At 61.7% G+C, this 25120-nt stretch carries 27 protein-coding genes; 18 read left to right on the top strand and 9 right to left on the bottom strand.

What is annotated here, in order from left to right:
* Positions 1 to 5: 5 nt before the first annotated feature.
* Positions 6 to 176, top strand: a complete 171-nt coding sequence (locus LFT47_RS05645) for a hypothetical protein (RefSeq protein WP_236816073.1) — start codon at positions 6 to 8, stop codon at positions 174 to 176.
* Between the two features lie 56 nt (positions 177 to 232).
* Here LFT47_RS05645 and LFT47_RS05640 read toward each other — a convergent pair whose 3' ends face one another.
* Positions 233 to 2125, bottom strand: a complete 1893-nt coding sequence (locus LFT47_RS05640) for a polysaccharide deacetylase family protein (RefSeq protein ID WP_236816071.1) — start codon at positions 2123 to 2125, stop codon at positions 233 to 235.
* 372 nt (positions 2126 to 2497) lie between these two features.
* Between LFT47_RS05640 and LFT47_RS05635 the strand changes: the two genes are divergently transcribed.
* The 8 genes from LFT47_RS05635 to LFT47_RS05600 all read left to right on the top strand — a co-directional run bounded on the left by LFT47_RS05635 (position 2498) and on the right by LFT47_RS05600 (position 9491).
* A complete protein-coding gene (locus LFT47_RS05635) occupies positions 2498 to 3751 on the top strand; it encodes a glycosyltransferase family 4 protein (RefSeq protein WP_236816068.1) in 1254 nt (417 codons plus the stop codon).
* A complete protein-coding gene (locus tag LFT47_RS05630; protein ID WP_236816066.1) occupies positions 3748 to 5187 on the top strand; it encodes a UDP-glucose dehydrogenase family protein in 1440 nt (479 codons plus the stop codon). Before LFT47_RS05635 ends, LFT47_RS05630 begins: the two co-directional genes overlap by 4 nt.
* A 274-nt stretch (positions 5188 to 5461) precedes the next feature.
* Entirely contained in the window at positions 5462 to 5728 is a 267-nt protein-coding gene (locus LFT47_RS05625; protein ID WP_236816065.1) for an uberolysin/carnocyclin family circular bacteriocin, read from the top strand.
* Between the two features lie 25 nt (positions 5729 to 5753).
* Positions 5754 to 6293, top strand: coding sequence for a hypothetical protein (locus tag LFT47_RS05620; RefSeq protein ID WP_236816060.1), 540 nt, complete (start codon positions 5754 to 5756; stop codon positions 6291 to 6293).
* Between the two features lie 10 nt (positions 6294 to 6303).
* Entirely contained in the window at positions 6304 to 6915 is a 612-nt protein-coding gene (locus tag LFT47_RS05615; RefSeq protein ID WP_236816058.1) for a hypothetical protein, read from the top strand.
* A 36-nt stretch (positions 6916 to 6951) separates the two neighbouring features.
* A complete protein-coding gene (locus tag LFT47_RS05610) occupies positions 6952 to 7359 on the top strand; it encodes a hypothetical protein (RefSeq protein WP_236816057.1) in 408 nt (135 codons plus the stop codon).
* A 6-nt stretch (positions 7360 to 7365) separates the two neighbouring features.
* The gene (locus LFT47_RS05605) at positions 7366 to 8895 is read left to right on the top strand and encodes a hypothetical protein (protein WP_236816056.1); all 1530 of its coding nucleotides are present in this window, start codon (positions 7366 to 7368) and stop codon (positions 8893 to 8895) included.
* Positions 8847 to 9491, top strand: a complete 645-nt coding sequence (locus tag LFT47_RS05600; protein WP_236816055.1) for an ABC transporter ATP-binding protein — start codon at positions 8847 to 8849, stop codon at positions 9489 to 9491. Before LFT47_RS05605 ends, LFT47_RS05600 begins: the two co-directional genes overlap by 49 nt.
* A 19-nt stretch (positions 9492 to 9510) precedes the next feature.
* On the opposite strand, the gene LFT47_RS05595 is transcribed toward LFT47_RS05600, so the two are convergent.
* On the bottom strand, positions 9511 to 11853 hold the full coding sequence (locus tag LFT47_RS05595) for a helix-turn-helix transcriptional regulator (RefSeq protein WP_236816054.1): 2343 nt from the start codon (positions 11851 to 11853) through the stop codon (positions 9511 to 9513).
* Positions 11854 to 12757: 904 nt separating this feature from the next.
* Between LFT47_RS05595 and LFT47_RS05590 the strand changes: the two genes are divergently transcribed.
* Positions 12758 to 13402 carry an excalibur calcium-binding domain-containing protein gene (locus LFT47_RS05590; protein ID WP_236816053.1) on the top strand — a complete coding sequence of 215 codons (645 nt, stop codon included), beginning with the start codon at positions 12758 to 12760 and terminating at the stop codon, positions 13400 to 13402.
* Positions 13403 to 13760: 358 nt separating this feature from the next.
* On the opposite strand, the gene cspE is transcribed toward LFT47_RS05590, so the two are convergent.
* The gene (gene cspE, locus LFT47_RS05585; RefSeq protein ID WP_028266315.1) at positions 13761 to 13964 is read right to left on the bottom strand and encodes a transcription antiterminator/RNA stability regulator CspE; all 204 of its coding nucleotides are present in this window, start codon (positions 13962 to 13964) and stop codon (positions 13761 to 13763) included.
* Positions 13965 to 14400: 436 nt separating this feature from the next.
* On the opposite strand from cspE, the gene LFT47_RS05580 reads away from it, so the two are divergent.
* The 4 genes from LFT47_RS05580 to LFT47_RS05565 all read left to right on the top strand — a co-directional run bounded on the left by LFT47_RS05580 (position 14401) and on the right by LFT47_RS05565 (position 17077).
* Positions 14401 to 14604 (top strand): hypothetical protein, encoded by a 204-nt coding sequence (locus tag LFT47_RS05580; RefSeq protein WP_236816051.1) that lies wholly within the window; start codon positions 14401 to 14403, stop codon positions 14602 to 14604.
* Between the two features lie 48 nt (positions 14605 to 14652).
* Positions 14653 to 15417, top strand: a complete 765-nt coding sequence (locus LFT47_RS05575) for an alpha/beta fold hydrolase (protein WP_236816049.1) — start codon at positions 14653 to 14655, stop codon at positions 15415 to 15417.
* Between the two features lie 105 nt (positions 15418 to 15522).
* The gene (locus LFT47_RS05570; RefSeq protein ID WP_236816047.1) at positions 15523 to 16311 is read left to right on the top strand and encodes an ABC transporter ATP-binding protein; all 789 of its coding nucleotides are present in this window, start codon (positions 15523 to 15525) and stop codon (positions 16309 to 16311) included.
* Positions 16304 to 17077: an ABC transporter permease gene (locus LFT47_RS05565; protein ID WP_236816046.1), complete on the top strand. Its 774-nt coding sequence runs from the start codon at positions 16304 to 16306 to the stop codon at positions 17075 to 17077. The genes LFT47_RS05570 and LFT47_RS05565 overlap by 8 nt, the downstream gene beginning before the upstream one ends.
* A gap of 47 nt (positions 17078 to 17124) precedes the next feature.
* Here the strand turns inward: LFT47_RS05565 and LFT47_RS05560 are convergent, their stop codons facing one another.
* Positions 17125 to 17736 carry a glyoxalase gene (locus LFT47_RS05560; RefSeq protein WP_236816042.1) on the bottom strand — a complete coding sequence of 204 codons (612 nt, stop codon included), beginning with the start codon at positions 17734 to 17736 and terminating at the stop codon, positions 17125 to 17127.
* 90 nt (positions 17737 to 17826) lie between these two features.
* Positions 17827 to 18186: a VOC family protein gene (locus LFT47_RS05555; RefSeq protein ID WP_236816040.1), complete on the bottom strand. Its 360-nt coding sequence runs from the start codon at positions 18184 to 18186 to the stop codon at positions 17827 to 17829.
* Between the two features lie 144 nt (positions 18187 to 18330).
* Between LFT47_RS05555 and LFT47_RS05550 the strand changes: the two genes are divergently transcribed.
* Positions 18331 to 19629 carry a flavin-containing monooxygenase gene (locus tag LFT47_RS05550; protein ID WP_236816038.1) on the top strand — a complete coding sequence of 433 codons (1299 nt, stop codon included), beginning with the start codon at positions 18331 to 18333 and terminating at the stop codon, positions 19627 to 19629.
* A gap of 331 nt (positions 19630 to 19960) precedes the next feature.
* The gene (locus LFT47_RS05545; RefSeq protein WP_236816036.1) at positions 19961 to 20758 is read left to right on the top strand and encodes a hypothetical protein; all 798 of its coding nucleotides are present in this window, start codon (positions 19961 to 19963) and stop codon (positions 20756 to 20758) included.
* A gap of 131 nt (positions 20759 to 20889) precedes the next feature.
* Here LFT47_RS05545 and LFT47_RS05540 read toward each other — a convergent pair whose 3' ends face one another.
* The gene (locus tag LFT47_RS05540) at positions 20890 to 21780 is read right to left on the bottom strand and encodes a hypothetical protein (protein ID WP_236816034.1); all 891 of its coding nucleotides are present in this window, start codon (positions 21778 to 21780) and stop codon (positions 20890 to 20892) included.
* A 77-nt stretch (positions 21781 to 21857) separates the two neighbouring features.
* On the opposite strand from LFT47_RS05540, the gene LFT47_RS05535 reads away from it, so the two are divergent.
* Positions 21858 to 22385 (top strand): AAA family ATPase, encoded by a 528-nt coding sequence (locus LFT47_RS05535; protein ID WP_236816032.1) that lies wholly within the window; start codon positions 21858 to 21860, stop codon positions 22383 to 22385.
* Between the two features lie 142 nt (positions 22386 to 22527).
* Here the strand turns inward: LFT47_RS05535 and LFT47_RS05530 are convergent, their stop codons facing one another.
* From LFT47_RS05530 to LFT47_RS05520, 3 genes are all read right to left on the bottom strand, one after another.
* Positions 22528 to 22773 carry a hypothetical protein gene (locus LFT47_RS05530; RefSeq protein ID WP_236816030.1) on the bottom strand — a complete coding sequence of 82 codons (246 nt, stop codon included), beginning with the start codon at positions 22771 to 22773 and terminating at the stop codon, positions 22528 to 22530.
* Between the two features lie 209 nt (positions 22774 to 22982).
* A complete protein-coding gene (locus LFT47_RS05525) occupies positions 22983 to 23630 on the bottom strand; it encodes a nuclease-related domain-containing protein (RefSeq protein ID WP_236816028.1) in 648 nt (215 codons plus the stop codon).
* A 345-nt stretch (positions 23631 to 23975) separates the two neighbouring features.
* Entirely contained in the window at positions 23976 to 24461 is a 486-nt protein-coding gene (locus LFT47_RS05520) for an AAA family ATPase (protein WP_236816026.1), read from the bottom strand.
* A gap of 86 nt (positions 24462 to 24547) precedes the next feature.
* Here LFT47_RS05520 and LFT47_RS05515 point away from each other — a divergent pair, with 86 nt between their 5' ends.
* A complete protein-coding gene (locus LFT47_RS05515) occupies positions 24548 to 25072 on the top strand; it encodes an AAA family ATPase (RefSeq protein WP_236816025.1) in 525 nt (174 codons plus the stop codon).
* The last annotated feature ends 48 nt before the right edge of the window (positions 25073 to 25120 follow it).

Here is a 25120-nt window from a genome sequence, read left to right as displayed (position 1 = left end):
GCACTGTGGGGGAAGTAATGCTGCCGTTCCACGGCGGCACGAGCGCCTTCCACGCGTATCCCTTCGACAAGAGCAGTGTTTTCAACGTGGGTGACGAGGTGCTTGTCATCTACTACGAGCCGCCCGGGACCGTATTCGTTGACGAGCTGCCGGACGTTCTGAAGGCTGCCAGATAAAACAACTGAGGGCGGCTAGTCAGCCGCCCTCAGTTGTTTCAGTGAATCTCAGATGCTCAGCCCAGCGGCGGAGCTCCCACGCTGTCGTACATCGCATAGTCGTCGGTGGTGACCGATCCGTTGCTGAACAAGCTCAACCCGAAACTGATGGCAGTGGCCCCGGCAGGAAGCGCCGGCGTCGTGAAGCTTGCCTGTGTATAGGTAGTGGCGGTATTCAGCCACGGTCCGGAGGTCCAGTACACCCAGTTGTTCGAGGCGTCACGGTAATACAAAGCGAACTGTGTGACGGCTGTGGAGGTGTACCAAACACGCACCGAGTAGGTGTGTCCTGCGACGGCCGCAGGTGGGCACGTACTGGTGTCCATGGTGGGCAGCAGTTTCGCGTCACCGCTGGAGTATCCCGTGATGGTGAGTTTCTCCGCTTTGGTACCGGTGTGCGCGGTAGCAACCGTGCTGAACGTGGCGGTGTTCGTGCCGTATCCACCGGCCTGCCAGCACTGCGGGAACGAGCCCGTACCGGCCGTTTCAAGGCTGGGGTTTTGTACCAGGTTGCCGCCGGCTGGTGGCGGCGGCGGAGGAGGTGGCGGCGTGCCGACGTCGAACATCTCGTAGTCATCGGTGGTGAGCGTGCCGTTGCTGAACAGGTTCAGCCCGAAGCTGATGCCGCTCGCTCCAGCAGGCAGTGGAGGCGTTGTCCACGTGGCCTTTTGAAAGGTCGTGGCCGCTGAGAACCAGGGGCTCGATGTCCAGTACTTCCACGAGCCCACGCCGATCCGGTAGTAGAGCTCGAACTGGGTGCTTGTGGTCGATTTATACCAGGCACCTATTGAATAGGAGTTCCCGGGTGTGGCTGTGGGCGAGCACCCGCCTAGGTCAAGGGTGGGCAGCAACTTCGCGTCACCGTCGACATAGTTGGTGACCACGAGCTGTTCGGCGACTTTTCCTGTGTGTGCCTGCCTGACGGTGGAGAAGGCTGCGGTGTTGGTGCCATACCCTGCTGCGGCCCAGCACTGCGGAGCCCCGTTGACCAAGGTTTCAAGGCTTGGGTTCTTGACCAGGTTGCCGGTACCCTCCGGTGGCGCCGGTGGTCCCGAGACAAGCGGCTTGACGGTTCCGCCAATCACTTGGGCCACCGTCTTGACCGTGGTGGTTGCGGGCCTGGACTTGAGCCACGTGGCGAATTGGTTGAACAGGGTCGGGGTGATATTCAGCGGATCCGTGCTGGTAGCTGAAATGTGGTGGAAGGTGAGCTGGACCCACCCGCCTGCCGGCTCCGCCTGGGTGACTGACTTTTGCAGGTCTGCGAGGGTCCAAGTGTTGTCGACTTCATCCGGGGCCGCGGTGTTGTAAGGGTTGGCAGGAGGGATGGTCTCGGCGAGCGGGCACCCCGCGCAGCTGAACCGCGTCTTGATGTCACCAAGATTGCGGGCGCTATTGAACCCGCAGTTCTTGACTACGGTTTCGAGGGATGCGTTCTCGGCAGCGAACGGATACGCGAAGTCAGTGATCGTGAATCCAAGGTTTGTGAGGTTCACCCTGTCGTTGCAAATCTGGCGTGTTGCCTCATCCAGCGTCACAGTGGTCAGGTCCGGGTGGGTGACAGTGTGGCCGGCAATCTCATTGCCATTCGCCACGAGGCCCTGCATGTCGCTCGTCGTCATGTAATTGGGGTTGTTGATGAATCCGGACGGCGTGAAGAAAGTACCCACCAGGCCCAGGCTCTGCATGGTCTGCGCGGCGGTGAGTTGGTCGGCATTTGCGTCGTCAAAGGTCAACGTGACCACGGTGGGATTAGCGGCTTGGGCCGCGGGTGCGGTGATCCCGGCGGTGACGCCGGTGAAAGCAAGTACCACCACAAGGGTGGAGAACCAGGTGAACCACTTACCGCGGATCGTCTCTTGGAACGTCCGGTGCTGGTCAACCTGGTCAGTACGGTAGAAGAGTTTCATAGGGTCTGGCTCGATTCTAGACAACGGCCTGGCCGGACATGCGGGCGGCGCAGGGTGATGCACCCAGCGCTGTTCAGCCTGTGAGGGCGCGCCGCCCAGTCATCGCCCTCTTGCCGAAATACCCCGGTGCCCGGGACAAGCCCCAGTCATGGCCACGAGGTTCATTACCGTTGTCACCGTAAATCGGGCCGATGGTAGGGAATAAGAGTGACTTCTACCCGTCTTTCAGCTGCGTAATTACCTAGAGTTGCGCATTTTCCGTCGGTACGGATCCTCCACTCGGGGAAACAACAGCAATTTGTTAACCAAACCTTCCCCTCGCAGTCACGCCCATTCCCCCGCTTCGCCAACCTCCGCGCACACCGTGGAGGGGTGAGGATCGCTATCGTTGCCGAATCATTCCTGCCGCTCATGAACGGGGTCACGCACTCCATCCTGCGGGTGCTGGAGCATCTGCAAGAGCGAGGCGACGAAGTGATGGTGATTGCGCCGTCGACGTCGGACACCGCTGTCTCCGACGTCGTGAACGGCGCTTTTGTCCACCGCCTCCCCTCCGTGCCGCTGGCCGGATACACAAATGTGCGGGTGGCGTTGGGCGGTGTGAGCCGGGTCAAGAGAATCCTTGCCGACTACGCACCGGACGTCGTCCACCTCGCATCCCCGTTCGTCCTCGGATGGCGGGCAGTGCAGGCTGCGCACCAACTCGGCATCCCCACGGTTGCCATCTATCAAACCGAGGTCCCCAGCTACGCCGCCCGGTATGGCCTCCCCATGCTGGAGAACTGGGCATGGAACCGGGTAGACAACATCCATCTTCGTGCAGACCGGACACTGGTCCCGTCCACGTTCGCCCTCAACCAGTTGCGCGGCCGCGGGATCCTCAGGGTGGGCATGTGGCGGCGCGGTGTGGATACCGCGCGGTTCTCCCCCACCAAGCGCTCGACGGCGTGGCGCGCCTCGGTGGCGCCCCACGGCGAGCGCATCATCGGCTACGTCGGCCGCCTCGCGATCGAGAAACAGGTGGAGGACCTTGCCGTCTTGGCGGATCTGCCGGGAACCAGGCTTGTCATTGTGGGCGACGGCCCGCAACGCGCTGCCCTCGAAGCGGCACTGCCGAACGCCTTCTTCACCGGCTTCCTGGGCGGCGACGAATTGGCTCAAGTTGTGGCCGGCTTTGACCTCTTCGTCCATCCCGGCGAGTTCGAAACGTTTTGCCAGACGATCCAGGAAGCCATGGCGTCCGGCGTTCCCGTCGTGGCCACCGGCCGGGGCGGTCCCCTCGATCTCGTGGAGAACTCGCGCACCGGCTGGCTTTACGAGCCGGGAGATCTCGAACAGCTGCGGGCCTACGTGCAGGACCTGGTGGGCGACGATGCCAAACGCCGCGCGTTCGGACTGGCAGCGCTCGCGTCGGTCCAAGGACGGACCTGGCCGGTGCTGAGCGCCCAACTCGTCGAGCATTACGAGGCAGTGATCTCCGGTGAAGCGCTTGCGGAGCCGGCCACTGCTCCCAGCCACCCGGTTCAGGCAGCCGAGTTTCAGGCAACCGAACTTCAGGCAACCGCGTTTCAGCCGGCCGAGCCTGCCACCATTTCCGTGACTTCCAGCAAAGGACTCCCAGCATGAAAATCTCCGTTGTAGGCTGCGGCTATCTTGGCGCAGTGCACGCCGCAACGCTCGCGTCGATGGGCCACACCGTGGTGGGCATCGACGTCGACGCCCAGAAGGTGGCCCACCTGAACAAGGGTTTCGCGCCCTTCCACGAACCGGGCCTTGATGAACTTCTCCGCGACGGCTTCGCTACCAAGCGGCTCACGTTCTCCACCGATTTCGCCGATGCCGCCGATGCCCAGACGCACTTCCTCTGCGTGGGCACCCCGCAGTCCAAGACCTCGGACACCGCGGACCTCTCCTACGTGATCGCGGCCACGAAGAGCCTCCTCCCGCACCTCGCAAGGGGCGCCGCCGTCGTCGGCAAATCCACCGTTCCGGTGGGAACAGTGGACATGCTCCGCGGCATCCTTGCCCGCAGGCCCGACGTCCTGCTCGGCTGGAACCCCGAATTCCTGCGCCAAGGCACGGCAGTGAAGGACTCCCTGGTACCGGATCGCTTGGTGTACGGCGTTCCGGGCGGCAAGGACTCCGCCGCCGGGGCCCCGGTCACGGCTGCGCTCGACGCCGTCTACGAACCGCTGATTTCCGCCGGGATCCCGCGGCTGGTCTGCAACTTCGCGACGGCCGAGCTCATCAAGTCCGCCTCAAATGCGTACCTCGCCACGAAGCTCAGCTTCATCAACGCGATAGCCGAGCTTTGCGACGCCTCAGGGGCCGACGTTACCGAGCTCAGCGAGGCGATGGGACTGGATCCGCGCATCGGCAACCGGTATCTCCACGCTGGCCTGGGTTTCGGCGGCGGCTGCTTGCCGAAGGACATCCGCTCGTTCCGCGCACAGGCACAAGCGCTGTCCGTGCCTTCCCTTGATGAGTGGATGGGGACGGTCGATTCCATCAACCTGGGCCAGCGCGCCCGCGCCGTGGACGTCGCCCGTGAAATGTGCAAGGGCTTCCTGTCCGGCCGCACCGTCACGGTGCTGGGCGCGGCCTTCAAACCGGACACCGACGACATCCGTGACTCCCCCGCCCTTGACGTCGCTCTCCAACTGGCCGCGGCCGGCGCCCACGTCACCGTGACCGATCCCAAGGCCATCAACAATGCTTGGATGCGCTACCCCCAGCTCCGCTTCGAAGCGTCCACCACACGCGCGCTCGAAGGCGCTGAGTTGGTGCTGCTGCTCACCGAATGGGACGAATACCGAGCCCTCTCACCAGCCGCTGTCGGCTCGCTCGTACGACGCCGGATGGTGCTGGATGCGCGGAACGTCCTGGACGCCGGAGTGTGGCGGGCGCAGGGCTGGACGGTTCGGGGGCTCGGAACCGGTTCCCACGCTGAGTCTTCGGCGCCGATGGCTGACGTCAAGCCTCCAGTCGTTCCCGTCGAACCGCTCAACACGCGGCCGTTCATTGTCGGTTCTCCGGCCAAGGCGCCGTCGACGCGACGGTAGCGTTGCCGCGGCCATGATGAAGGCCGCAACCGGCTCTCAGTGTTTTTGCCTTTAAACACGTAGACGGGCCCGCACGCACACTGAGATCCGGCTTGTTCACACTGAGAAACGGCCTTTGGCACACTGATTTTTCCCTTTTCTACACGTAGACGCCATTTTCACCGAGAGAATCTGAATCGTGGATGGCCTTCCTTTTTGGGAGGGCACCGCAATTCAAGGCCAGCGATACCGCTGGTCGTTCTACTCAAGAAATGGGGTTGAAGTGGAATCAACAATGACGAAAAGGACCGGGCTTCAGGCTGCGGCCGCGGCTGCGCTGGCTGTGGTTGGCATCTTCGGTGCGAGCTTGGCTGTTTCATGGATCGCGGGGTCCCTTGGCATCTCTGCCGCGGCGGCGTCCCAGATCATGCACGCCATCGAGGTCGGAGGCTGGGCCCTCGTTGTCATCGGCACAATCTTCGGGGCAGGAATCACTGGTGCCTTGATCGCAACGGCTCGAAGCATCCTCTTCCGCATCGGCCGGGCGCAAGCAGTCGCCTAAATCGATGCTTGCTAAGACAGCACGCGTGCTTGGGAGCATCCCTGGATGGTTGCTCCCAAGCACGGGCCTGGCCATGGCAGCCATTGCCGTCTTCGGCTACTCGGCCGTGGACTTGTCCTGGATCCGGGACGCCAGGGATATGGGTGGGAGTCCCCTCTACAGCAAAGACTTCCTCCAGATCCTTGGACGGAACGTCGGCGCGGCCTTGGTGCTCTATTCCGGGGTCGCGACCCTTGGGCTGACTACGCTTCTCGGAGCCGGAATCCTGGCGCTGTATGTCGGAGCGACGGTATCCCTCGGGGTGCATTCCGTCGGCGGGACCGGCCTGGTTGCAGACGTGATTTGGTATGTCCCGTTCGAATTCTTCGGCCTGGTGATGGCGGCGACCGCCGGATTCCAGCCCGCCGCGGGCCTCGCCCGCAGGCTGCTGATGAAGAACGAGCCCGCAACTGTGCGCTCGTTCATCGACGACATGGCCCGTTCCCTCGGCACCTTGCTCATTGCCATCGCCCTGATAGTCCTCGGTGCCGCCATCGAGGCCATCGTGATCCAGCTAAAGACCTGAGGAGGAATTCATGACCAGCACGGAAGACGGCCGAGAGTCCGAAACCGTGATCAGCGTCGCGAAGGTGGGAAAGTTGCGGCCTGAGCCATCGGCAACAGCCAGGGAATTGGTCTCCACGTCCCGCGGTCTGTGGATCGCGGGCTACATTCTGCTGATGGCTTTGGTGGCTCTGCGGCTTCCCCTGACCAGGAGGCATCTCAGCGCGAACGTTCCGGCGGACGTGCGGTCGGAAATCGGGGACGATCGCCTGCTGAATCTCTCCATGACGGTGGGCACCGTTTTGTTCTTTCTTGTCTACGCGGTAATCATCGCTTTGTACTTTTCCCTCGCCGCCTTCTTGGACAAGCGCGTGATCCCGGGAAAATCGGTACTCGCCGGTCGCTTCAATATCGGGGCCTTCTTTGTGATCGCCATTCTCGCCACGATCCCGGTGAATCTATTCAGCGTGGTTTTCGGTGTCATCCAACCGCGGGAGGTCCCCGGATATTGGGCCTATTTCCCCTCGATGGCTGTTCTTGCCCTGGCGATCTTCTACCGACATTGGCGCGGGTTTTCCACAGGCAGGATGATCCTCGTTGTGCTTTCAGCCATAGCTCTGTCAACAATAGTTGCCATCGGCTGACCTCCCCCAACCACCACCCACGGACAGAAAACCTCAATGACTACTCAGCTTTACAGCCTTCTTCTACGAATCGTGGGCCTCTTGGTCGCTGCATTCTCCTGCATTTCCCTCGGCCTGATTTGGGCCTCTCCTGCGCCGGAAAGCCTCAACAATATTGATCCGCTCGTCCTGAAGAACACAACGGTCACCGTACTTCTCGTCTTCGGAGTGGCAGCACCCCTGATTGCGGCTTTCAGCCCGGCCGGGAAATGGCTACCGCTCAAAGCGGCCGTTTTCGCCGTCGCCGGTTTTGCCAACGCAGCGGTCCTCAGCCCGGTGATAGTTGTCCCGTTCCAGGGAACGACGTCGGCCCTCGCCGCCGTCTGTGCGCTCGGACTCGCGGTCCTCACCATTGTGGCCTTCATGGACTCAGTCCAGAAGAAGAGTCCGCGGAGCAAGTTCTAGGCGCTGATGAGGACCAAAGCCTCTCGCGCCGACGTCGTGGGCCAGGTCTCGAACGCCGGAGTCACTGCCGCGTCGGTCAGGCAGTCCGATTACCGAATCCTGCGGGACTTCCGGGCATTCGAAATCGTCAACGCGATGCGTTTGCCGCTCACGCTGGATGGCTTCAGGGCCCTCGTGATCTTCGGATCGATAGCCTTGGGCCTGCTTGGAACTATGGCGTTCGCGTCCACGATGTCTGTTCTCCGCGACGGCCCGCTCCGCCATGACACTTCCGCTGTACTTAATTGGGGATTCCTTGCAATCCTCTACTCCGCTGTGGCGACAGTGCTCACCGAGGTAGTTTCCGGTCGACGACTGGCAGTATCCGGCGCGCCGCATTTGGAGCTCTTCCGGACGATGGAACTTCCCCTCCCGCAGGTTGTGGTGAGATACGGTCTGATCCCGGCACTCCGCCGGACAGGAATACTTTGGTATTCGGCTGCGGTATTCCTCTTGGTCTTTTTCGAGGAAACATCGAACTACCTCAACGTCGTGGTGGCTTCGGTCTCCGTTCTGGCTCTCGCCTCCTGTGCGTGCGCCTTCTGCGTTCTCCATTTCGCTTCTACTCCTGCACGACGAATAGGCCTCCATTGGCAGTATTGCCTCTTGGCTCTCATCCTCGGGTTGTTGCTCGGAGGTGCCACTGGCTTTCTCCTGCCCCAGCTCTCCCGGCTCGACGGACTCGCCGAGGACCCGTCGCGCTTCCTTCCAGCGTTGTACGTGCTCGCGGCAGCCGCTTCCGGGACATTGATCGTCCTCGGCGTCCGCGCTTGGCGCCGCCTGAGCTACCGCAGGATTTCCCTCGGCACCGGACAGGGCGGCAGCCAACGAGCCGTGACGAACTTCGGGCAATTCGTTGTCACTGATCTGTTGAGCAGCAAACAGGGCTCGGTAATCACCACCATTGTGCTCGCCTGGATCGCCGTCGTTGGCGTTCTCCTGGGAGCGAGGGGCGCTCTCCCCCTGCACTCGGCTCTCGGCATAGGGGAAATGCACAAATCCTTGGTCGGCGTCGCCGTGCTCTTGAGCTTGGGCGTCACGGAACCGATGCTCTATCGGATCGGGCCCACTGCGAAGCTGTACCACTACCGCTTTGCGTGGGAGAACGGCTTCTCCGCCGCCGCGATCGTTGTCCGGCTCGTAGGGATTTACGTTATGGCGGGGGCCGCCATCGGTGGATTTGTTTTCCTAGGGGCGGTTCTCGCCCTGGACATTACGGCTCCCGGTACTGTCCTCGCGGGCTTGATCGTCGCAGCGTCCGGAGTCGTCGCGGAATCGCTCTCCCGTCCGCCAACCACAACGGACGGCACCAAATCCAACGATGTGATGGACGGCCTTTTCACACTCCTCCTGATTTCTCCTTGCTCGCTCATTCTTGTCGTCAGTCCTGAGTTCAGCACCGTGCTGTTGTCGGGCTATTCCATCCTTTTGATCCTGGGAGCCGCCGTATGCCTACACCAACGACTTTTGAGGCTTCGCTCGAAATTGATTCTGTAACCGCCGGCTACCGGCAAGGCTCACCCGTCCTGGAAGGAATCAGTCTCAGCATGAACGAGCCGGGGCTCTACCGGGTGGCCGGCAGCAATGGCAGCGGGAAATCGACTCTCCTGGAGCTCATCAGCGGCTTCCTCGAACCATGGACCGGAAGCGTCCGCCTTTGCGGAATCGACGCCGGCTCTCCCGACGCGCGCCACGTGCGCAGCGTCTGCCGTACGACACCGGCGCTCTACCCGTCCATGACCGTTCACGACCATCTGGCTCTTGCGGCCCGTAGCCGTCAGGTTGGCCCGGAGGCCGGGCTCGCCCGACTGGCCCGGTACGGACTGGAGGACTGGGCGGAACAGCCCATCTCCATGCTTTCGACGGGCAATATCCGGAAGCTCTGGCTGCTCATGTGCACTGTCGCCGAAACCCCTGTAGTCGCCATCGATGAGCCCTTCAACGGTATGGACGTTCGAGGGATCGAGGCCCTCATCGACGAACTCGGCGAGTGGGCACAGCACAAGGTAGTTGTCCTCATCTCGCACACGGTTCCGGAGCAACTGGCCATCAGACATTCCTTCGTCTTCAAACAGGAAGGAGGAACGTTGTAGACCGAAGCCCAGGCGCGGCTCACTCGGAAAGCCGCTTCTCGCGGAACGGAGACGAATCCCGGACTAAGTCAAAGAGGGCCGTGCGAGAGGGGCTTCCTGTCTTGCGCAGCGCGTTGGAGATGTGGCTTTCAACGGTCCGGATACTTATTCCCAGATGCTCGGCGATCTCGGGATTGGAGCGATGACCGGCCAGGGCTGCTATCTCAATTTCCCGGACCGTCAGGGGCGAGTAGCTTCCGGAACTAAACGCGACGGGTTCATCCTCCGAGGGAAATCGTGTCGCGAACACGGAGTACGCCCGGTCCATCGCTGCCGCGCCGATGGTGTCGTCCACGAATGCATACCGCTTGAAAGCACCGCGGAGCAGCATCCGTACCTGGTAGAAATCGACGTCGGGCTCGTAATGCTCGAGCAGCACGCCGAGCATCTGGTGGTCGTCCTCCACCACCGCCGTGGCAATTGCCAAAAGCTGATCGTGCGAAATGGACGGATACTCCTTCAGGGTCTGCCGGAGGAGTTCGAGAACCTTTCGGCCCGGGAGCAGGCACGTGAAGAACAGTGCGGAATAGATCGCCTCGAGGACATAGCCGCGTTCGAGCTGCCGTTCAATGAGTTTCGCGGCCTTCCCGTCGAATACAGCGGGGATGAGCGGACGCGCGGCGACGAGTTCGTACACGCCTCTCGCGGTTCCGGGGAGTGGACCGATGTCTTCAGCTTCGCGCCTCGCCTGGGTGGCAAGGGTCGCCGCAGGCAAGATCGCGGACGTCGCCGTCCTTAGCCCGGCGAGCCTGAGCATGGCATCGTGGAGGGAAGCCACCAGGAAACCTGGGCGCCCCATGGCAAAGACACTGCCCATGAGGTATTCGGCGTCGTCGAAAAAGCCGCGGTAGATCAGGGCTTGGGCAGCCACGTACGTGTTGGAAACCATCCCGAATTGGTCCAGGTTGCGGCGGGCTTCTGCGCGCTGGTCAAGCGCAAAGACAATTGCTTCCTCGATCCGTCCCGAGCTGAACAAGGCCATTCCACGGATGAACGGTTCGATTCCCGGGATGCCTCTTAAGCCGCCTGAAGTGTCGATGGCTCTGAGCGCGGCGGAAGGGTTGAATCGGTAGAGTTCCAGGATGCCTCGGATGCTGGATATGACACCGCTTTCCGGGTGACGATCGTGCAGCCGAGCGAAGATTTCATCGAGATTCTCCGGCATTCGGTCATAGGACGCCACGAGGAAAAGCTCCGCCGCTTCGGCTTCGGCGGACCATTTGGGACGTTCCTTCCCGAAGCTCCTGAGGGCGCCGGCTGCAGAATCCAGTCCTTTGCCTTTATGGATCGCCCAAAGCGCTTTGGTAAATGCCAGGAACAGGAGATCGCACGATTCTCCCTCGGAGGTCAACGTCTGCGCGATCACGCGCTCGATTCTCGATGCGTCAATGGGCGAGCCCCAGTAGACGCCCAGGAGTGCGACCGCATTCGACACCGATCGGTCGCCATCCCACAGCTCGTAGCGCTGGCGCTCCAGGACGGAGATCTGCTCGTGAAAATGGCGTGCCGTGGCCGCATCGTCGGAGCTCCGTTCAAGGCGCAGCGCGGCCAGGACCCTCATCAACGAATCGGCTGAGTTGAGGTCGATGCGGGACTCCTGCGGCAAACCGCTGAGGGCTCGTGTTATTCGACTCTTCAGGACGCGCCTGCTTGTGAATACCCTTTGACCGCGGAAATAGTCGGCCAGGACCGGCGGGGTGATCGAAGCACAAACGGTGTTGTGGAGATCTTCCGTGACGGAAATGAGGCCGCGCTGTTCGAGCCTGTCGAGAACGTCGGAATGGACTACCTGTTGCAGTACATCGAGGGGCGTCGTCCCGGCGATGGCCATGGCCTGAAGGCCATTGAGTTCGTCGGGTTCAAGTCCTTCGAGGAGGGATTCCACCGTGCCGTGAAGGTGCTCGTTCCACAGGGTGTCGCCTGTCATGTGCCATTGACGATGTCGAAGGACAATCAAGCCAGCGAGGGAAGCAGTCTCCGCGATGCGAACCACAAGCCGGGGGTTCCCCGCCGATTTCGTCAGGATCCGCGCAGTGGTGTCGGCGTCCGCAGGAGCTCCCAGAATCTCGGTGAGGAGCTCGTTCACCTGCTCGTAGCGAAGCGGATTCAGGTGAACCCTGGCTTCCGGGCCGGGGCTGAGCACCGCAGGCTGTGCCATCGAGTAGATGGAAGACTCGCTCATGGTGACGATCATGGGCCGTTTCGTCCGGCGCCGGACGGCGTCCAGAACCGCTACAGTCTCCGTGTCGACGAACTCGAGGTCATCGACCACGAGCACGCGCTCACCTGGCCTCGAGAGTCGGCTTGCGAGGGTGTCAGCCACACCTAGAACTCCCAATTGGCCTATTCGAATATCCAGGCTCAGGCTATGTATTCCACCAAATGGTATTCCGCGATGTGAGCGGAGTCCCGAAATGGAGTAAACCGTTGCTCCGGTGTTTTCCAGATCGGCGATAGCCTTTTGCGCGACGCTCGTGCGGCCGCTGCCAGGTGCACCGACAATTCGAACCATCATTCCGCGAGCAACGTAGTCCAGCGTTCGCCGAACTTCCTGATCGAACACTCGCGATCCAACTTTCTCTGATGCGCTGATTCAGCACTCTCCGGGCCCTAAGTGGTGCGAGGTCCAGACGATTCAACTGTCTCCTGCCCAAAGCCGGGCGTTGGCAGGCGGACTCCCAAGTACTCCCGCGGAATCCCCCCGGGTGCGCTGACGAACCTCGTTCCAAGGGAAACCGTAAAGTCCGAAACCTCCATCTACGTGTGGTTTTGGCGAAACTCAGTGTGCGCGAGGAGGCGTCTACGTGTGCCGACGTGGGGTTTTGTTCCGCATCTCCGTGTGCGCAAGCGAAAACTCAGTGTTTCCCCGGCGTCCAAGGATCTCGGGTTTGGCAATGGTTTCTCCATGGCTCTCCTGGTGGTGGTCTGTTGCTTTCGACGCTACGGGGGTTTCGTGGCCGCCTCTAGACCGAACCTCGCGCATGTGGATATTTATTCGAATCTTCTTTTTCATGATCGAACATATTTTCTAATCTCGATTTTGCGTCGCGCTCATGAGGTCGCAGTCAAGAGGCTTCCTCGTCCATGTGGACAACTTCTTCTTTTCTCGCATTTCAGATGCTAGGATCTGCTGACATTCACGTCGAAAACTGAATCATTGGGGGCAATAAATGAATACTCGCGCGCCAAAAAACAACGGGGAAATAAAGCACGCGTCGCACGACTTTTTGAAATCTCGCAAGGCCAGCTTCAAGGTCTTTGCCATCGTCACCTCAACTGCCGCAGCGCTCTCCCTTGCCGCATGCGGCGGAGCTGGCTCAACAATTTCGCAGGCCGGCGCCACCCAATCGGCTTCGGCTTCGGCTTCGGCGACTCCCACCCCAACGCCGACGCCGACACCGACGCCGACTGCGCCAAAATCTGCGTCCTGCGTGACGGAGAGCGCAACAGAGAGCTATCCACCCAAGCAGTTCATTTGCACCAAGTCGGACACGGGAGTCCTCCTCTGGATGGAAAGCTCAGAGTCCAAGCGAGTGACGGATGCACGTGCGGCAGCAACCGCTGCGGCGGCGAAGGCGGCGGCAGACAAGGCTGCATCCGACAAAGCGGCTGCCGATGCCGCAGCAGCTCAGGCAGCGGCAGCTCAGGCTGCCCAGGCAAAGGCTGACGCCGATGCTGCTGCAGTGAAGGCACAACAAGACCAAGCCCAGGCCAGGCAGGCACAGCCGGTCGCGCCGCCCGTGGCGCCGTCGTCGGTTTACTACGCGAACTGTACGGCCGCCCGGGCGGCCGGCGCCGCACCGATCTATCGGGGGCAGCCAGGCTACCGGCCCGCCCTGGACAGGGATGGCGACGGCATAGCCTGCGAATAGGGGTTACCCAGGACAACCTAGGGACACAGTCGGATTCTGCTGGATCACTCTCTTCGCCGAAGTTGCCGGTCCCGTGATTTTGCGGGCCCGGCAATTTGTCCATTCGAGTGATTGAGCAGAATCCCACACCTCCGGGCGAAGACGGTCCATGGAGGGACATGACCAAACCCAGGGCCGAGCGCTACAGCAAAAGCTGGACGACACGCCAAATCCCTGCCGACACCTGGATCCAGGTGTCGGCAGGGGCCGAGCGCATCCCCGGGCAATTTGCCTGTCGCGAAGTAGTCACTCAACCCGGAAATGGGCACAAAAAAGCAGGGCCGGTCAATGACCGGCCCTGCTTTTTGAGATCCGAAGCTTAGAGAGCCTGGATGTTTACTGCCTGGGGACCCTTGGGGCCCTGCTCGACATCGAAGGAAACCTTCTGGTTCTCTTCGAGGGAGCGGTAGCCGCCCGAGTTAATTGCAGAGTAGTGAGCGAAAACGTCCTGGCTGCCATCTTCCGGGGAGATGAAGCCGAAGCCCTTTTCGGAGTTGAACCACTTGACGATACCTGTAGCCATTTTTTCAGTTTCCTTACTGAAGGTGGAGGTTGTCCCGACTGTCGGGCCTCCGGTGTGGGGTGTTCTCCACCGTTACTTCAGAAGGTCGCGGTTGATGAACCGCGGGAACTGCCTGAACTACCAAATGCCAAACACAACAACAGCTACAAGCATACAGGCCTTTGGGCGGATGGCCACTATTTGTCAAAAACCTTCATCTGCCGCGCGCCGCCGAGGGCCCCTCCTGTGCTCTGCGCCGATGCCTCGCCATGCCACAATCCCGGCCACTCTTCGCCGTTCGAACGGCTGCTGCAGTCAGGCGGCATCCACCCTGCCGCTGAGAGTCCCGTGGATTTCAGGCTTGTGCCCCGCATCAAGAGCGAGATGAGCACCTCGGACATGTTGGAAGATCTGCGCGGCACGGCGGCGGGGACTGGGCGCAGAACCAGTCAATACCGTGCTGAGCGGTATCAATCTGGTCGATGCTGCCCGCTCCGACCTAATGTATGCGGCCGCCCTTCCGGGCCGCCTGCGGAGCGCGGATGCGATCCATCTGGCAACAGCGATCAGGCTCCAGGCTGATCTGATGATCGCGTACGACGGCGAGCTTCTCGCCGCTGCGGTTGACGCCGGCATCCCTGTCCTCTCGCCCGGAAAATAGCCCTTCTCACCCCCTCCCTTCGCGCACCAACCGGCGTAGAGTTCCGCCATGGAGCCGATTCGAGTAATCCTCGTTCCCGGGAGCGTCCTTCCCGCCCAACCCGCCTACGGTGCGCTGATCGAAGCGCTGGGTCCCGACGTCGACGCCGTCGCGAAAGACCTGGAACTGTACGACGGCGATGAGCCGCCGCCGGGCTGGAGCTTGGACACCGAAATCGACGGTGTGCTTCGCGAGGCCGACGCCCGCGGCTGGGAAACGTTCCACCTGCTCGGTTATTCGGGAGGCGGGGCAGCGTCCTTGGCATTCACCGCCAAGCATCCACAGCGACTGCTCAGTCTCACGCTCCTGGAGCCCGCCTGGGCCGGCAGTTGGGACTGGAGTCCGGCGCACACCCAACTCTGGAAGGAATATGAAGCCCTGGAAACGCTGCCGCCTGATCAGTTCATGGCCGCATTCATGAGGCTGGGAGTGAAGCCCGACGTCGTCCTTCCGCCACCGCCCGAGGGCGGACCGCCCCCGTGGATGGCCAAGCGCCCGGCGGGGATCAGGGCGTTTCTGCGGGACTTCACGATTTACGATCTGGACAGGGCGCGACTGGCTGCGTTCGATCGGCCAGTGTTCTTCGCCCTTGGCGGACTGAGCAATCCGGACGACTATGGCGAGGTTGCCGAGCGGCTGTCCACGGTGTTCCCGGACTTCCGCCTCGAAGTCTTCCCGGACCGCCACCACTTCGATCCCCCGCACCGGATCGAACCCGAGCGCCTTGCCGCGTTGCTCCGGGACCATTGGGAACGTGCGGATCGGGTTATTTAGGGGCACTCCCCGCTCTCACGAAAACATCAGGTTCCCGGATATAGACTCATCGCAACGGCGCCCTGCCCTGGGGCCGCTTGGCCACCCTAAGGGGGATGCGGCTCGATGAGTGAAGTGAATGTGCCGGCACAACGGCCGGTTTTGGACATCAGCGACTTGCACGTCGCGTATGGTGCGCGGACCGTCGTCGACGGCGTGAGTTTTCAGATTCACCGCGGTGAGATCTTCGGACTGCTAGGCCCGAACGGTGCGGGGAAGACGAGCACACTCAGCGCCATCGAAGGGTTGGTTACGCCGAAATCCGGGCGGCTGCTGGTGGACGGAATCGACGTTCAAGAAGAGCCCCTGGACGCGAAAGCGCGGCTCGGGGTGCAATTGCAGTCCTCCAGTTTCCAGGCCGAACTGACTATTCAACAGATCGCGAAGCTCTACGGCGGGCTTTACGGAGTACAACTCTCGCGCAAGCAAATCGGCACGAGCATGCGTTCCATAGGGCTTGAAGAAGAACTGGGCAAAAGGTTCAAACAGTTGTCGGGTGGGCAGCAGCAGCGGCTTGCACTGTTCATTGCCACGATTCACAACCCCCTCCTGCTCTTGCTGGACGAACCGACCGCCGGACTGGACCCCCAGTCACGCCGTGGACTATGGCGTCGCATCGAGGAACTCCGTGGCGAAGGCAACAGCATTCTTCTGACCACGCACTCGATGGAGGAGGCTCAGGCCGTGTGTGACCGGGTCGCGATCATCGATCACGGGGTACTGCTCACCATCGGCAAGCCGTCGGAATTGATCGACAAACACAGGGACGATCCGCGGGTGCTTTCGGTCGCCCACGGCGCACCGACCTTGGAAGACGTGTTCATCGGACTGACTGGGAGTGAGATCCGTGACTAACACCAGCGTCGCCACTGTCCGCCCACCCCGCGGCCTCGCCATGGGTTCGTTGCTTCGCGCGGACTCAATTGTGATGCTCAACAGTAAGACTTCACTTGTTTTGAGCGCCCTGCTGCCGGTCGTCATCCTTGTGGTCACAAGCTTTGGCAAATCACAATCGCGGCTCGGAGGGTCAAACCTCCTCATCGGATTGGCGTTGACCCTTGGACTACTCACCTCGTGCCTGCTCGGATTCACCTTGGCCCTGGCCCACGACCGTGAGATCGGTGTGCTGCAAAGGCTCCGCGTCACCCCGGCGCCCAACTGGATGATCATGACCAGCCGCCTTGTCGTCCAAATAGCCACGAACCTGCTCGCGTCCATCATTGTCGTCATCGTCGGCGCCATCGTTCACGGGCTCACGCTCAACATCGGCCAATACCTCTTGGTCATCACCATTGCGGTCCTCGGAGCGGCTATGTTCCTGGCCATCGGACAAGCCCTGGTCGGCTTGGTTCAGTCCACCAACGCCGTCAGCGCGATCGGCCGGCTGCTCATGATCTTCCTCCTGCTCCTCGGCCTCCTCGGAGGAAGCGGCATCCTCGGGGACGCGATGCAAACCATCTCGGGCTGGTCCCCCGTCGGAGCCCTCCTGGCACTCTTCTCGGATGTCTTGAACCAGTCTGCCTGGGGCGGTCAGGACACCTATTCGCTCTTGGCCTGCGTGGGATACGTCGTCGTGTTCGCCTTCATCGGAATCCGCTGGTTCCGATGGAACTCGCGGTAACGCCCGACGGCGGAATCCGCGCCGGGCGCCGAGACGTCGAGCCCGCCTCACGCTGAGGCGGCCTCCCACGCGAACCCGTCCGGGTCGGTGAACGGGCCGGCTGCGCTGCCGATCGCGAGTCGGTGCGAGCCGGTGCCGTCGGGAGAGACACCGGCGTCCTTGGCGAGGGCGCGGCGCGCGTAAAGCCCGAGCTGGACGGGACTCGACGGCATGGCGAACTCAACGTACTTTCCGAAGCTCTTCCCGACGGCGAGGCCCCGCTCGCCGTAGAACCGTTTGCTCGCGGCAACGTCCGCGACTGCCATCAGGAGCACGATCTTGTCGACCTCCCGGGTGGCCGGACCGCTGTCCTTCTTCGCCGACGTCGCGACCTTCCAGATCGCGCCATCCGGAGCCTGAACGACGCCGCCGTAGCCCCACAAGGACTTCGCCACTGGCTTGAGCGTCGTGGCACCGGCTTCCACAGCGGAATCGATGAGGCTGCTAACGGTGGACGGCTGTGACACTACGAGCGACAGCGTGAACCCGCGGAAGCCGTCAGTAGGAGCATCGGAGGCCCGCACGCGCACACGCGGGCCCAATCCGAAGGCGGCGTCGTAGAAAGCGGTGGCAGCCGCGGGGTCAGGAACTTCGAGGGTGACTGATTCGATGGCGGTCATGACAGGTCCTTTAGTGAGTGGGTTGCTTTGTGATTTCGACTTTATGCCGAGGCCCCACTGACCGCTTCTCCGATCCTGACCGATGCTCAATCAGTCCAGGCAGAGGCACAAAGGATGACCGGCCGGATCAAGGAACACACGGAACGTCGTTCCCGGCTGGTTTTCGTGCTTGGTCGCGCCGAGTTCGAGCACGGCTGCCTCAGCGGTGTCGAGGTCATCGACCACGACGTCGAGGTGCATCTGCTGCGGAACCTCCTGGCCGGGCCACTGTGGCGCCCTGTAGGAGTCGACTTTCTGGAAGGCCAGCGAATCGCCGTACTCGGCGCGGACGGACCACCAGTCGTCGTCGTTCCGCTCGATTTTCCACTCAAGAAGGGCGCTGTAAAACTCAGCCAGGGCCTTGGGGTCAGGGCAGTCGAGTACGACGACGGGGAAGCGTGCGATAGCCATGGCCAACACTCTAGGACTGATTCCGGAGGATCGCATCAAGTTCGTGCGCCGGTTCCACGCAACCACGCGGCCCACAGTGCTGTCCACCTCCCGCACCCGAATCTCCGGGCGTAAAGTTCTGCCAAGGGACCGGAAGGACCGCTCATGGAGACTGAACAGCCCAGGGCCGCACAAAAGAACAGAGCCGCGCATCAAAACCGCCCCCTCGAAATCGACACGCTCGTTGTCGGTGGAGGCCAAGCGGGACTGGCCACGAGCTACTTCCTCAGCCGGGCCGGCGTCGAGCACTTGGTCCTTGAACGGCGAGCCGCGCTGGGTGGCGCGTGGCAGGATCGCTGGGATGCGTTCGTGCTGAACACCCCGAACTTCTCACTGGACTTGCCGGGCATGCCGTATACGGGGCCGGAGCCGGAGGCGTTCATGGCGCGTGACGACGCCGTGAACTATTTCCGCGACTATGCGCGGAGGATCGACGCCCCGGTCCGGACCGGCACCGACGTCACGCGGATCTCGACGTCGGATGGCGGCTTCAGCGTCGAAACGTCCGACGGCGGCTGGCGGGCACGCAATGTAGTGCTGGCGACCGGCGCGTATCAAATACCGAAGATCCCGGCGCTGGCCGCCGGGCTTCCCGGGAGCGTCCTGCAGCTTCACACGCACGACTATCGCAATCCGGAACAACTGCCCGACGGCGCCGTGCTGATTGTCGGGACCGGGCAGTCAGGCGGGCAGATCGCGGAAGACCTGCTTGCCGCCGGGCGTGAGGTGCATCTGGCAGTGTCGATGTGTCCGGAGGCGCCGCGCCGGTATCGCGGGCACGACACCATTTATTGGATCCTGCAAGCCGGAATCTACGGGCCCGAGTACGGGGTCAACGCCCTGACGGTCGGGCAGCTGCCCTCCCCCGCGGCACGGTTCGCCTGCAACCCCCTGCTCTCCGGCACCGACGGCGGCCACGACATCCACCTCCGCGAACTCGGCCGCCAAGGCATCCGGCTGCACGGCCATCTGGAAGCAGCCGACGACGGCGAACTCACCTTCACGGACGACCTCCCCGAACGCTTGGCAACAGTCGAGGCCGGGTTCGGCCAGCGCATGGGGCGGGCGCTCGACGCCTACATCGCCAGCGCGGGAATCGACGCGCCCGAACAGCAGCCGGCACCGGCGGACGACTGGCTACCTGTTGCCTCACCGGCGCGGGTCAACCTAGCCGCCGAAAACATCACCTCGGTGCTCTGGGCCACCGGCTACAAGCTCGACCTTGGTTTTGTGGACATTCCTGTTTTGGACGCGTGGAGCTACCCGCGACAAGTCCGCGGCGTCACCGAATGTCCGGGCCTTTACGTGGTCGGGCTGCCGTGGCTGACGGGGCACTACTCGTCGATCGTCGGCGGCGTGGGCGTGGATGCGGAGTATGTTGCGGGGCAAGTGGCGGGGCGGTGAGAAATGGTTGCGATAATCCCACCCCGCCGTCATCGAGCGTTTCATCGTGCGGGTCTTGCGTACATGGCCGTGATCAGCAATTCCGCGGGCCGGACCGGCGGGTTACCGCGGCACGGTGATCGACCGGGTTACGGGCGCCGCTGACCCACGTTCTCCGCAACCCCAAAATGCCAGCTGGTAGGAACACTGCACCTGTACGGCCGGAGCGATGACGATCAACTTTGAGGTGCGGGCGCTGAGCCCGCGGATGCACCGAACACGCGAAAGTCCATGTGGTGTGCAGGCTTGAAGATCTCGACGCGGAATCCAATGATCTCTTATCAACGACGATGTGCGTGAGACCTTCCTCAAAACCCCGCGTATGCGAAAGTTCGTGCGCGCGCTTTTCTGCTCATTGACTTTTCCCAAAGATTTGGTCAGCTGGGATTTACAGCACTCTTCTATTCGCGTTAGAAATGTCCATGGGAAGAAGACTGTGAGCGGAATTGACGACCTCATGGCGGAGTCCAATGAGCGCTGGACAGTGGCCCTGAGACGATCCGAGGGCGTTCAGGACATCGGCCTCGGTGAGGCCGTAAGAACCTATTACACCCGCTATTTCCCGGTCGAACTGGCCCTATCCGTCGCCGTCGGCGCAGTCATCGGAGCTTTGGTCTTTCCTGACATTACAGGCAATGCACCTGCCCTTCTGGGGGCCGGGATTGCCCTTGCGGCCTTCAGTGCCTTGATTGGCGGACTAATCTATAACGCGAAGAAAGTTGTACCTGCCGCGCAGTCGGGGAAGATCGATGTGCTGCTCTCATTGGACAACGATGAACGAAAGCACGTCCGCCGGCAGATCGCAGGAAAAGCACCCCTGGATACAGACCACCTTCCGGTCATTCGGGCCGCCGCGGTGCAACTCCGAAAGAACCTTGCCACGGCACTGCTCGTGCAACCGATGGTGCCGCTCTTTTTTATTCCACAGGCCCTGAACTTTGCCGAACGCGGCGACAGCCTGTTCGGGTGGTTGATGACTATCGGCACGGCAGTGATAGTCATAGGCATTGGTTTTTTCGTACGTGGCTTTCGGCGTGCGGGGCGTTTCCTGACACTTACTCAGGAGCAAAGCAGTACAGATGATTCGTAGCCCTGATCTGCGAGAGGATATTCCTCGCGAAGCACTTGCCCAGCTCCATCCCAAAATAGAGAGGAGCCATTAAGTGTCCGGTAAAGGATCCTTCACCGTGCACCCGAACCCACCTGCGCATTCCGGCGCTGTCATCGTCGCATGATCCAGTCCACGGGGTAGCCGAGTTCCTCGAGAGTTAGGAGCAGCGGTTCCGGAGGTGACGCATAGACATAGATCTCAAAGCCTTCCCCGCGGATGTGGATTCGCGTGGAAAATAGTCTGCGTGTTGTCAACACCTCGGATACCTGTTCCCTGCGGAAGTGCCATGGTCCGAAAATGAGTCCAAGACCGAACCGAAACCTAAAATGGAGCTCCTCTGAGGTCGCGCTGAGTTCTACGAGCGGTATCGTGGCTCGGATTGCCTGGTACTCGATGCCGACATTACTTCGATAAGGCTCTATCGGCCTTCGGCTCCCCGGTCGGCTGAGTGTGTTCGCCAAAAGGACTGCCCCGTGCTCCTGCGCGCCATTTCCCGCGGAGTGCGGTGACCTCTTGCCGAGAGCCACCTGGATCAGCCACAGAGCCAAGCCGGCAGCGCCGACAAGTGTGAGGGCGGCGCTCCCCTCGGCCATGGCAGACGCCGGCTCGTGGCGTCTCCACGCGAACCAGGAGACGCCCATGAAACCAAGCCAATAAGTCAGGAACGAAAAACTCAAGAGCGGCATGGCTGGTGCGGCTTCGCTCAATCCCTTGAGGTCGTTGCGCCTGAAGAGACTCAGAATCTTCCCGTAGTCGGGGGTGGGACCGGTCAGGGAGTTCACCGCGAAGATGAGGCCGAGGATGATGGAAGCGTGGAGCCCGAAGGCCAGCAGCCCGAGGGGCCCTGATTGGGCCGTGCCGGACAGCACCGCGGAGGCGCTGCTGGATACCGCGTCTGTGATGATCGCACCCAGGATGGTCAGGTTGGCCGCGGCGCAGACGCCGACAGCGACCCGCCCGATCACCGGAGTTGCCCCGACGTCTGACTCTGAGTCCCCCATGCCTGAAAGTGTAGGCCTCTGCCCTGGTATTGGATCCCCGAACGCTCGCGTGGTGCAGTGTCTGACTACCATTCACTATGGGCAAGAGAAACTTCCTCATTGAAGGCGGTTCCGGAACCGGGAAAACCTCTGTGTGCGAGGAGTTGGCAAGGCGCGGTTACCACGTAGTTCACGGCGATCGCGAACTCGCGTACCAGGGTGATCCGGAGACCGGGGCACCGGTGGAGGACGTCACTGGTCTTGCCGTTCACGATCACCACCTATGGCGGGTCGACAAAGTGAAGGCGCTCGTCGCAGATCAGCGCGAGGCGGTGACGTTCTTGTGTGGGGGATCGCGAAACTTCGCGAAGTTTATTGATCTGTTCAACGGCGTCTTCGTGCTCGAAATCGACACCGAAACCTTGGCTCGCCGGCTCGACGACCGGCGGGACGACGAGTGGGGAGGACAGGGCCGGCAAGCGGAACGGGACCTCATACTCCGGTTGCATCGCACGAAGGCGGACATTCCGCGCGGTGGCATCGCCATCGATGCCACCGCTCCGCTCGCGCACGTTGTCGACGAGCTCCTGACCTTGAGTGGAGCAGTAGGAGACTCCGCCCGTTAGCCGGTGGTTCAACGGACGCCCTGGCGCCCTGTAGGGGATCCCCCACCGGACGGTTCGCGCGGGTTACAGCGGATACCTCTCGGCTCACGCGCCAGGCAGGGTAGCAGAATTCTTCCCCCCAGTTGTCTACGGACTCGGCTGGTTAACCGGAGCGTTTTGCGCTCGGGTAGGCGCGTCTCATTGATTCTAAAAAGTAGTCACAAGCATCAGCTTCAGAAAGAAATTCGTGTACATCGCTCCGGGATCCACGCTCTGTGTGACAGACAACGAACTTGGACCCTTGCTGTTCGATGTTCAACGTGTCGTTCCGGTCGCTGCCGTGCATGACGTAAGAATCCGGTGAGAAACCTTCTGCCGCAAGGGTGAGTTCGAGCTGCTTTCTGTCCATGCATTGATTATGGAACCAGCAATGGGCAATATGCTCTTCGGGACTTCCCCAGCTTCGCCCGACAGCTAGCCGGGAGGTCCTTCGTGACGTCGCATTTTCGAGGGTGCGCACCCAATCCCTGAAGACAGATTTTGTTCAGAGCGTCGAGAGCGCCCGCTGGAGGATCCCTTAGCGTGCTTCCGGACAGCATCGAACATTGACGCCTGACGTCACGCAGACTTGAACCGCGAGGCTAACGCCTCACGCATCGTCGCCACATCAACCTCGCCGGCTGTCTGCTCTAAAAGCACTTTGGCTAACCGTTTCGGCCAGAGCACATGAACGCCTTGAGTTGAGAACGCGCCCCCGATTAGGGGCCAATCTGCTTCGATGAAGCACAATGCCCCGGTGACCGGAACATCCCCAACGAGGTCCCGCACGACGTCGACCTGTTTGAGCACCCCATCGACCAGTTTCGTGCAGTCACGCCGGCCGACCAGGAGTTTCTCGACCCGTGGGCGAAGGATGCCGCCCTCGACCTTCAGTTCAGGCCGTCCCTTGTACCGCTTGGCGTCGATCACCAAGATTCCACCGCGAGTGATGGCGATGTGGTCGATGTTGGCCTTCGAGCCGGGAATGCGCCGGTCGTGAAGGACAGCGAGGTCCTCGGCGGCCAGGGCATTCAGCCGAGCGCCGAGGCGTTCTTCACCAATCGCACCCTTGTCCCAGGCCTTGGTGCTTTGCCGCTCGTCAGAGAGGGCGACTGCGAGGCCACCGAAGCGACCCCATTTCTCGCGAAGCCTTTCTTCGTCCTTCGTCTTGCGGCGCTCATATTCGCGTCGGGCGGACGACCCGGCTACTCCGGACTCAGCGGCCAACGAATCATAAGAAGGTGGTTCCAGGTCTGGGGACATGGCTTCCGTAGCCTCGGTGGCACAATCCAAACAGAGGACGGTCTTCGTCTCGCTCTCATAAATAGCTTCTGTCCCGGCCGGAAGTGAGACATCGCACGCCCTGCACACTCCGGCGTACCGGAGCCTCATCTGCTTCATAAAGATGAACTTTGGAACAGGGGCACGGACCCAGTCTGCTTGTAGATCGCGGCGGATAGGCCGCGGATGTGCTTTGCCATGGCTCAATCCTCACCCAGGGCAGAACCTTTTTCGGGCGTGCCGCGCATAGCGGTACCCAAAGACCTCACGAACTGCATCACGGAGGATCGGCTATCGGGCGGCCGTGCCGAGAATGCGCGCCACGATGCGGCCCGGCGATTCCGATGCGTTGATGCGCTCCTCTTCCACGAACGATAGCGGCTGCCAGCCGTGGTACCAGGCCCGCATCTCGTCCTCGGTGAAATCTCTCGCTTGTGGCCGCAAAGCGTGCCTGCGGACGGTTTCATCGAACGTAAGGTCGAAGGCAAAGAACCTCGCGTCGTCGCTTTGGGCGGCGATGCGTTCGAGCATCGCTGAATACCGCTCGGCGTTGAATATCCCTTCGAGGATGACGTGATGCCCGGCGCTGAGGCAGTGAGCTGCCGCGACTTCGAGAAGGTCCGCGTGGGCGAGGCTCTCCTGTTCCCGCTCCCGATAGACGATTCGCCGAAAATGATCCTGGCTGAGGATCGCAGTCGGCCAGCCCAGCTCTCGCTGTAGCGCGGCCGCGACGGTGCTCTTACCGGAACCGGAGTTTCCACGCAGGACGACGAGCATGTTTCGACCTTAACAGAGGCCATGTCCCAGCGGGATCGGCTATCGGGTGCCCGTGAAAGACACTTCTTGGCGCTAGAGTTCGGTCCATGATCGTTTGGCTCAATGGCACCCATGGAGTGGGAAAGACGACGACGAGCGCGCTCGTGCAGCAATTGCTGCCCGACGCGCGCGTCCTCGACGCCGAGAAGGTCGGTGACGTGCTCATGGACATCAAGCCGGGGCTTCCTGCAACGGACAACTTCCAGCACTGGGAACCGTGGCGGGGGCTCGTTGTCGAAACGGCTCGACGAGTGCTCGAATACACCGGAGGCACACTCGTGATGCCGATGACTGTCTTGGTTGAGAGCTACTGGCGGGAGATCAGCGATGGTCTTACGGAGCACGGCATACCGATCCAGCATTTCGTGCTCCACGCTGATCAGGCGACGCTCCGCGATCGCATACAGAACGACAAAGACCTCGGCCCCTCGACGTTCCGCTTCGCGTACTTGGAGCCATACGCCGAGGCAGCTCGTACTTGGTTGCACGATGAAGCCGAGGTCATCGACACCACACACATCACGCCGGAGCAAGCCGCGCAGCACATTGCGGATTCGGTGCTTAGCCGCTAAGGGGTGACCGTGGAATCCAACGAGGCCACCCCGACGATTGCGCCGTGC

Source organism: Arthrobacter sp. FW306-2-2C-D06B (assembly GCF_021789175.1).
Taxonomy (GTDB): Bacteria; Actinomycetota; Actinomycetes; order Actinomycetales; family Micrococcaceae; genus Arthrobacter.
Note: the sequence above shows the minus strand (reverse complement) of the source record. Positions and strands in the feature narration are given on the sequence as shown.

Coding starts and splice junctions, on each gene's coding strand:
- LFT47_RS05605 (WP_236816056.1), top strand. CDS start 7,366: ATGAGGACCAAAGCCTCTCGCGCCGACGTCGTGGGCCAGGTCTCGAAC.
- LFT47_RS05630 (WP_236816066.1), top strand. CDS start 3,748: ATGAAAATCTCCGTTGTAGGCTGCGGCTATCTTGGCGCAGTGCACGCC.
- LFT47_RS05610 (WP_236816057.1), top strand. CDS start 6,952: ATGACTACTCAGCTTTACAGCCTTCTTCTACGAATCGTGGGCCTCTTG.
- LFT47_RS05570 (WP_236816047.1), top strand. CDS start 15,523: ATGAGTGAAGTGAATGTGCCGGCACAACGGCCGGTTTTGGACATCAGC.
- LFT47_RS05530 (WP_236816030.1), bottom strand. CDS start 22,773: ATGGACAGAAAGCAGCTCGAACTCACCCTTGCGGCAGAAGGTTTCTCA.
- LFT47_RS05550 (WP_236816038.1), top strand. CDS start 18,331: ATGGAGACTGAACAGCCCAGGGCCGCACAAAAGAACAGAGCCGCGCAT.
- cspE (WP_028266315.1), bottom strand. CDS start 13,964: ATGGCTACAGGTATCGTCAAGTGGTTCAACTCCGAAAAGGGCTTCGGC.
- LFT47_RS05600 (WP_236816055.1), top strand. CDS start 8,847: ATGCCTACACCAACGACTTTTGAGGCTTCGCTCGAAATTGATTCTGTA.
- LFT47_RS05625 (WP_236816065.1), top strand. CDS start 5,462: ATGACGAAAAGGACCGGGCTTCAGGCTGCGGCCGCGGCTGCGCTGGCT.
- LFT47_RS05640 (WP_236816071.1), bottom strand. CDS start 2,125: ATGAAACTCTTCTACCGTACTGACCAGGTTGACCAGCACCGGACGTTC.
- LFT47_RS05520 (WP_236816026.1), bottom strand. CDS start 24,461: ATGCTCGTCGTCCTGCGTGGAAACTCCGGTTCCGGTAAGAGCACCGTC.
- LFT47_RS05535 (WP_236816032.1), top strand. CDS start 21,858: ATGGGCAAGAGAAACTTCCTCATTGAAGGCGGTTCCGGAACCGGGAAA.
- LFT47_RS05575 (WP_236816049.1), top strand. CDS start 14,653: ATGGAGCCGATTCGAGTAATCCTCGTTCCCGGGAGCGTCCTTCCCGCC.
- LFT47_RS05515 (WP_236816025.1), top strand. CDS start 24,548: ATGATCGTTTGGCTCAATGGCACCCATGGAGTGGGAAAGACGACGACG.
- LFT47_RS05560 (WP_236816042.1), bottom strand. CDS start 17,736: ATGACCGCCATCGAATCAGTCACCCTCGAAGTTCCTGACCCCGCGGCT.
- LFT47_RS05555 (WP_236816040.1), bottom strand. CDS start 18,186: ATGGCTATCGCACGCTTCCCCGTCGTCGTACTCGACTGCCCTGACCCC.
- LFT47_RS05540 (WP_236816034.1), bottom strand. CDS start 21,780: ATGGGGGACTCAGAGTCAGACGTCGGGGCAACTCCGGTGATCGGGCGG.
- LFT47_RS05615 (WP_236816058.1), top strand. CDS start 6,304: ATGACCAGCACGGAAGACGGCCGAGAGTCCGAAACCGTGATCAGCGTC.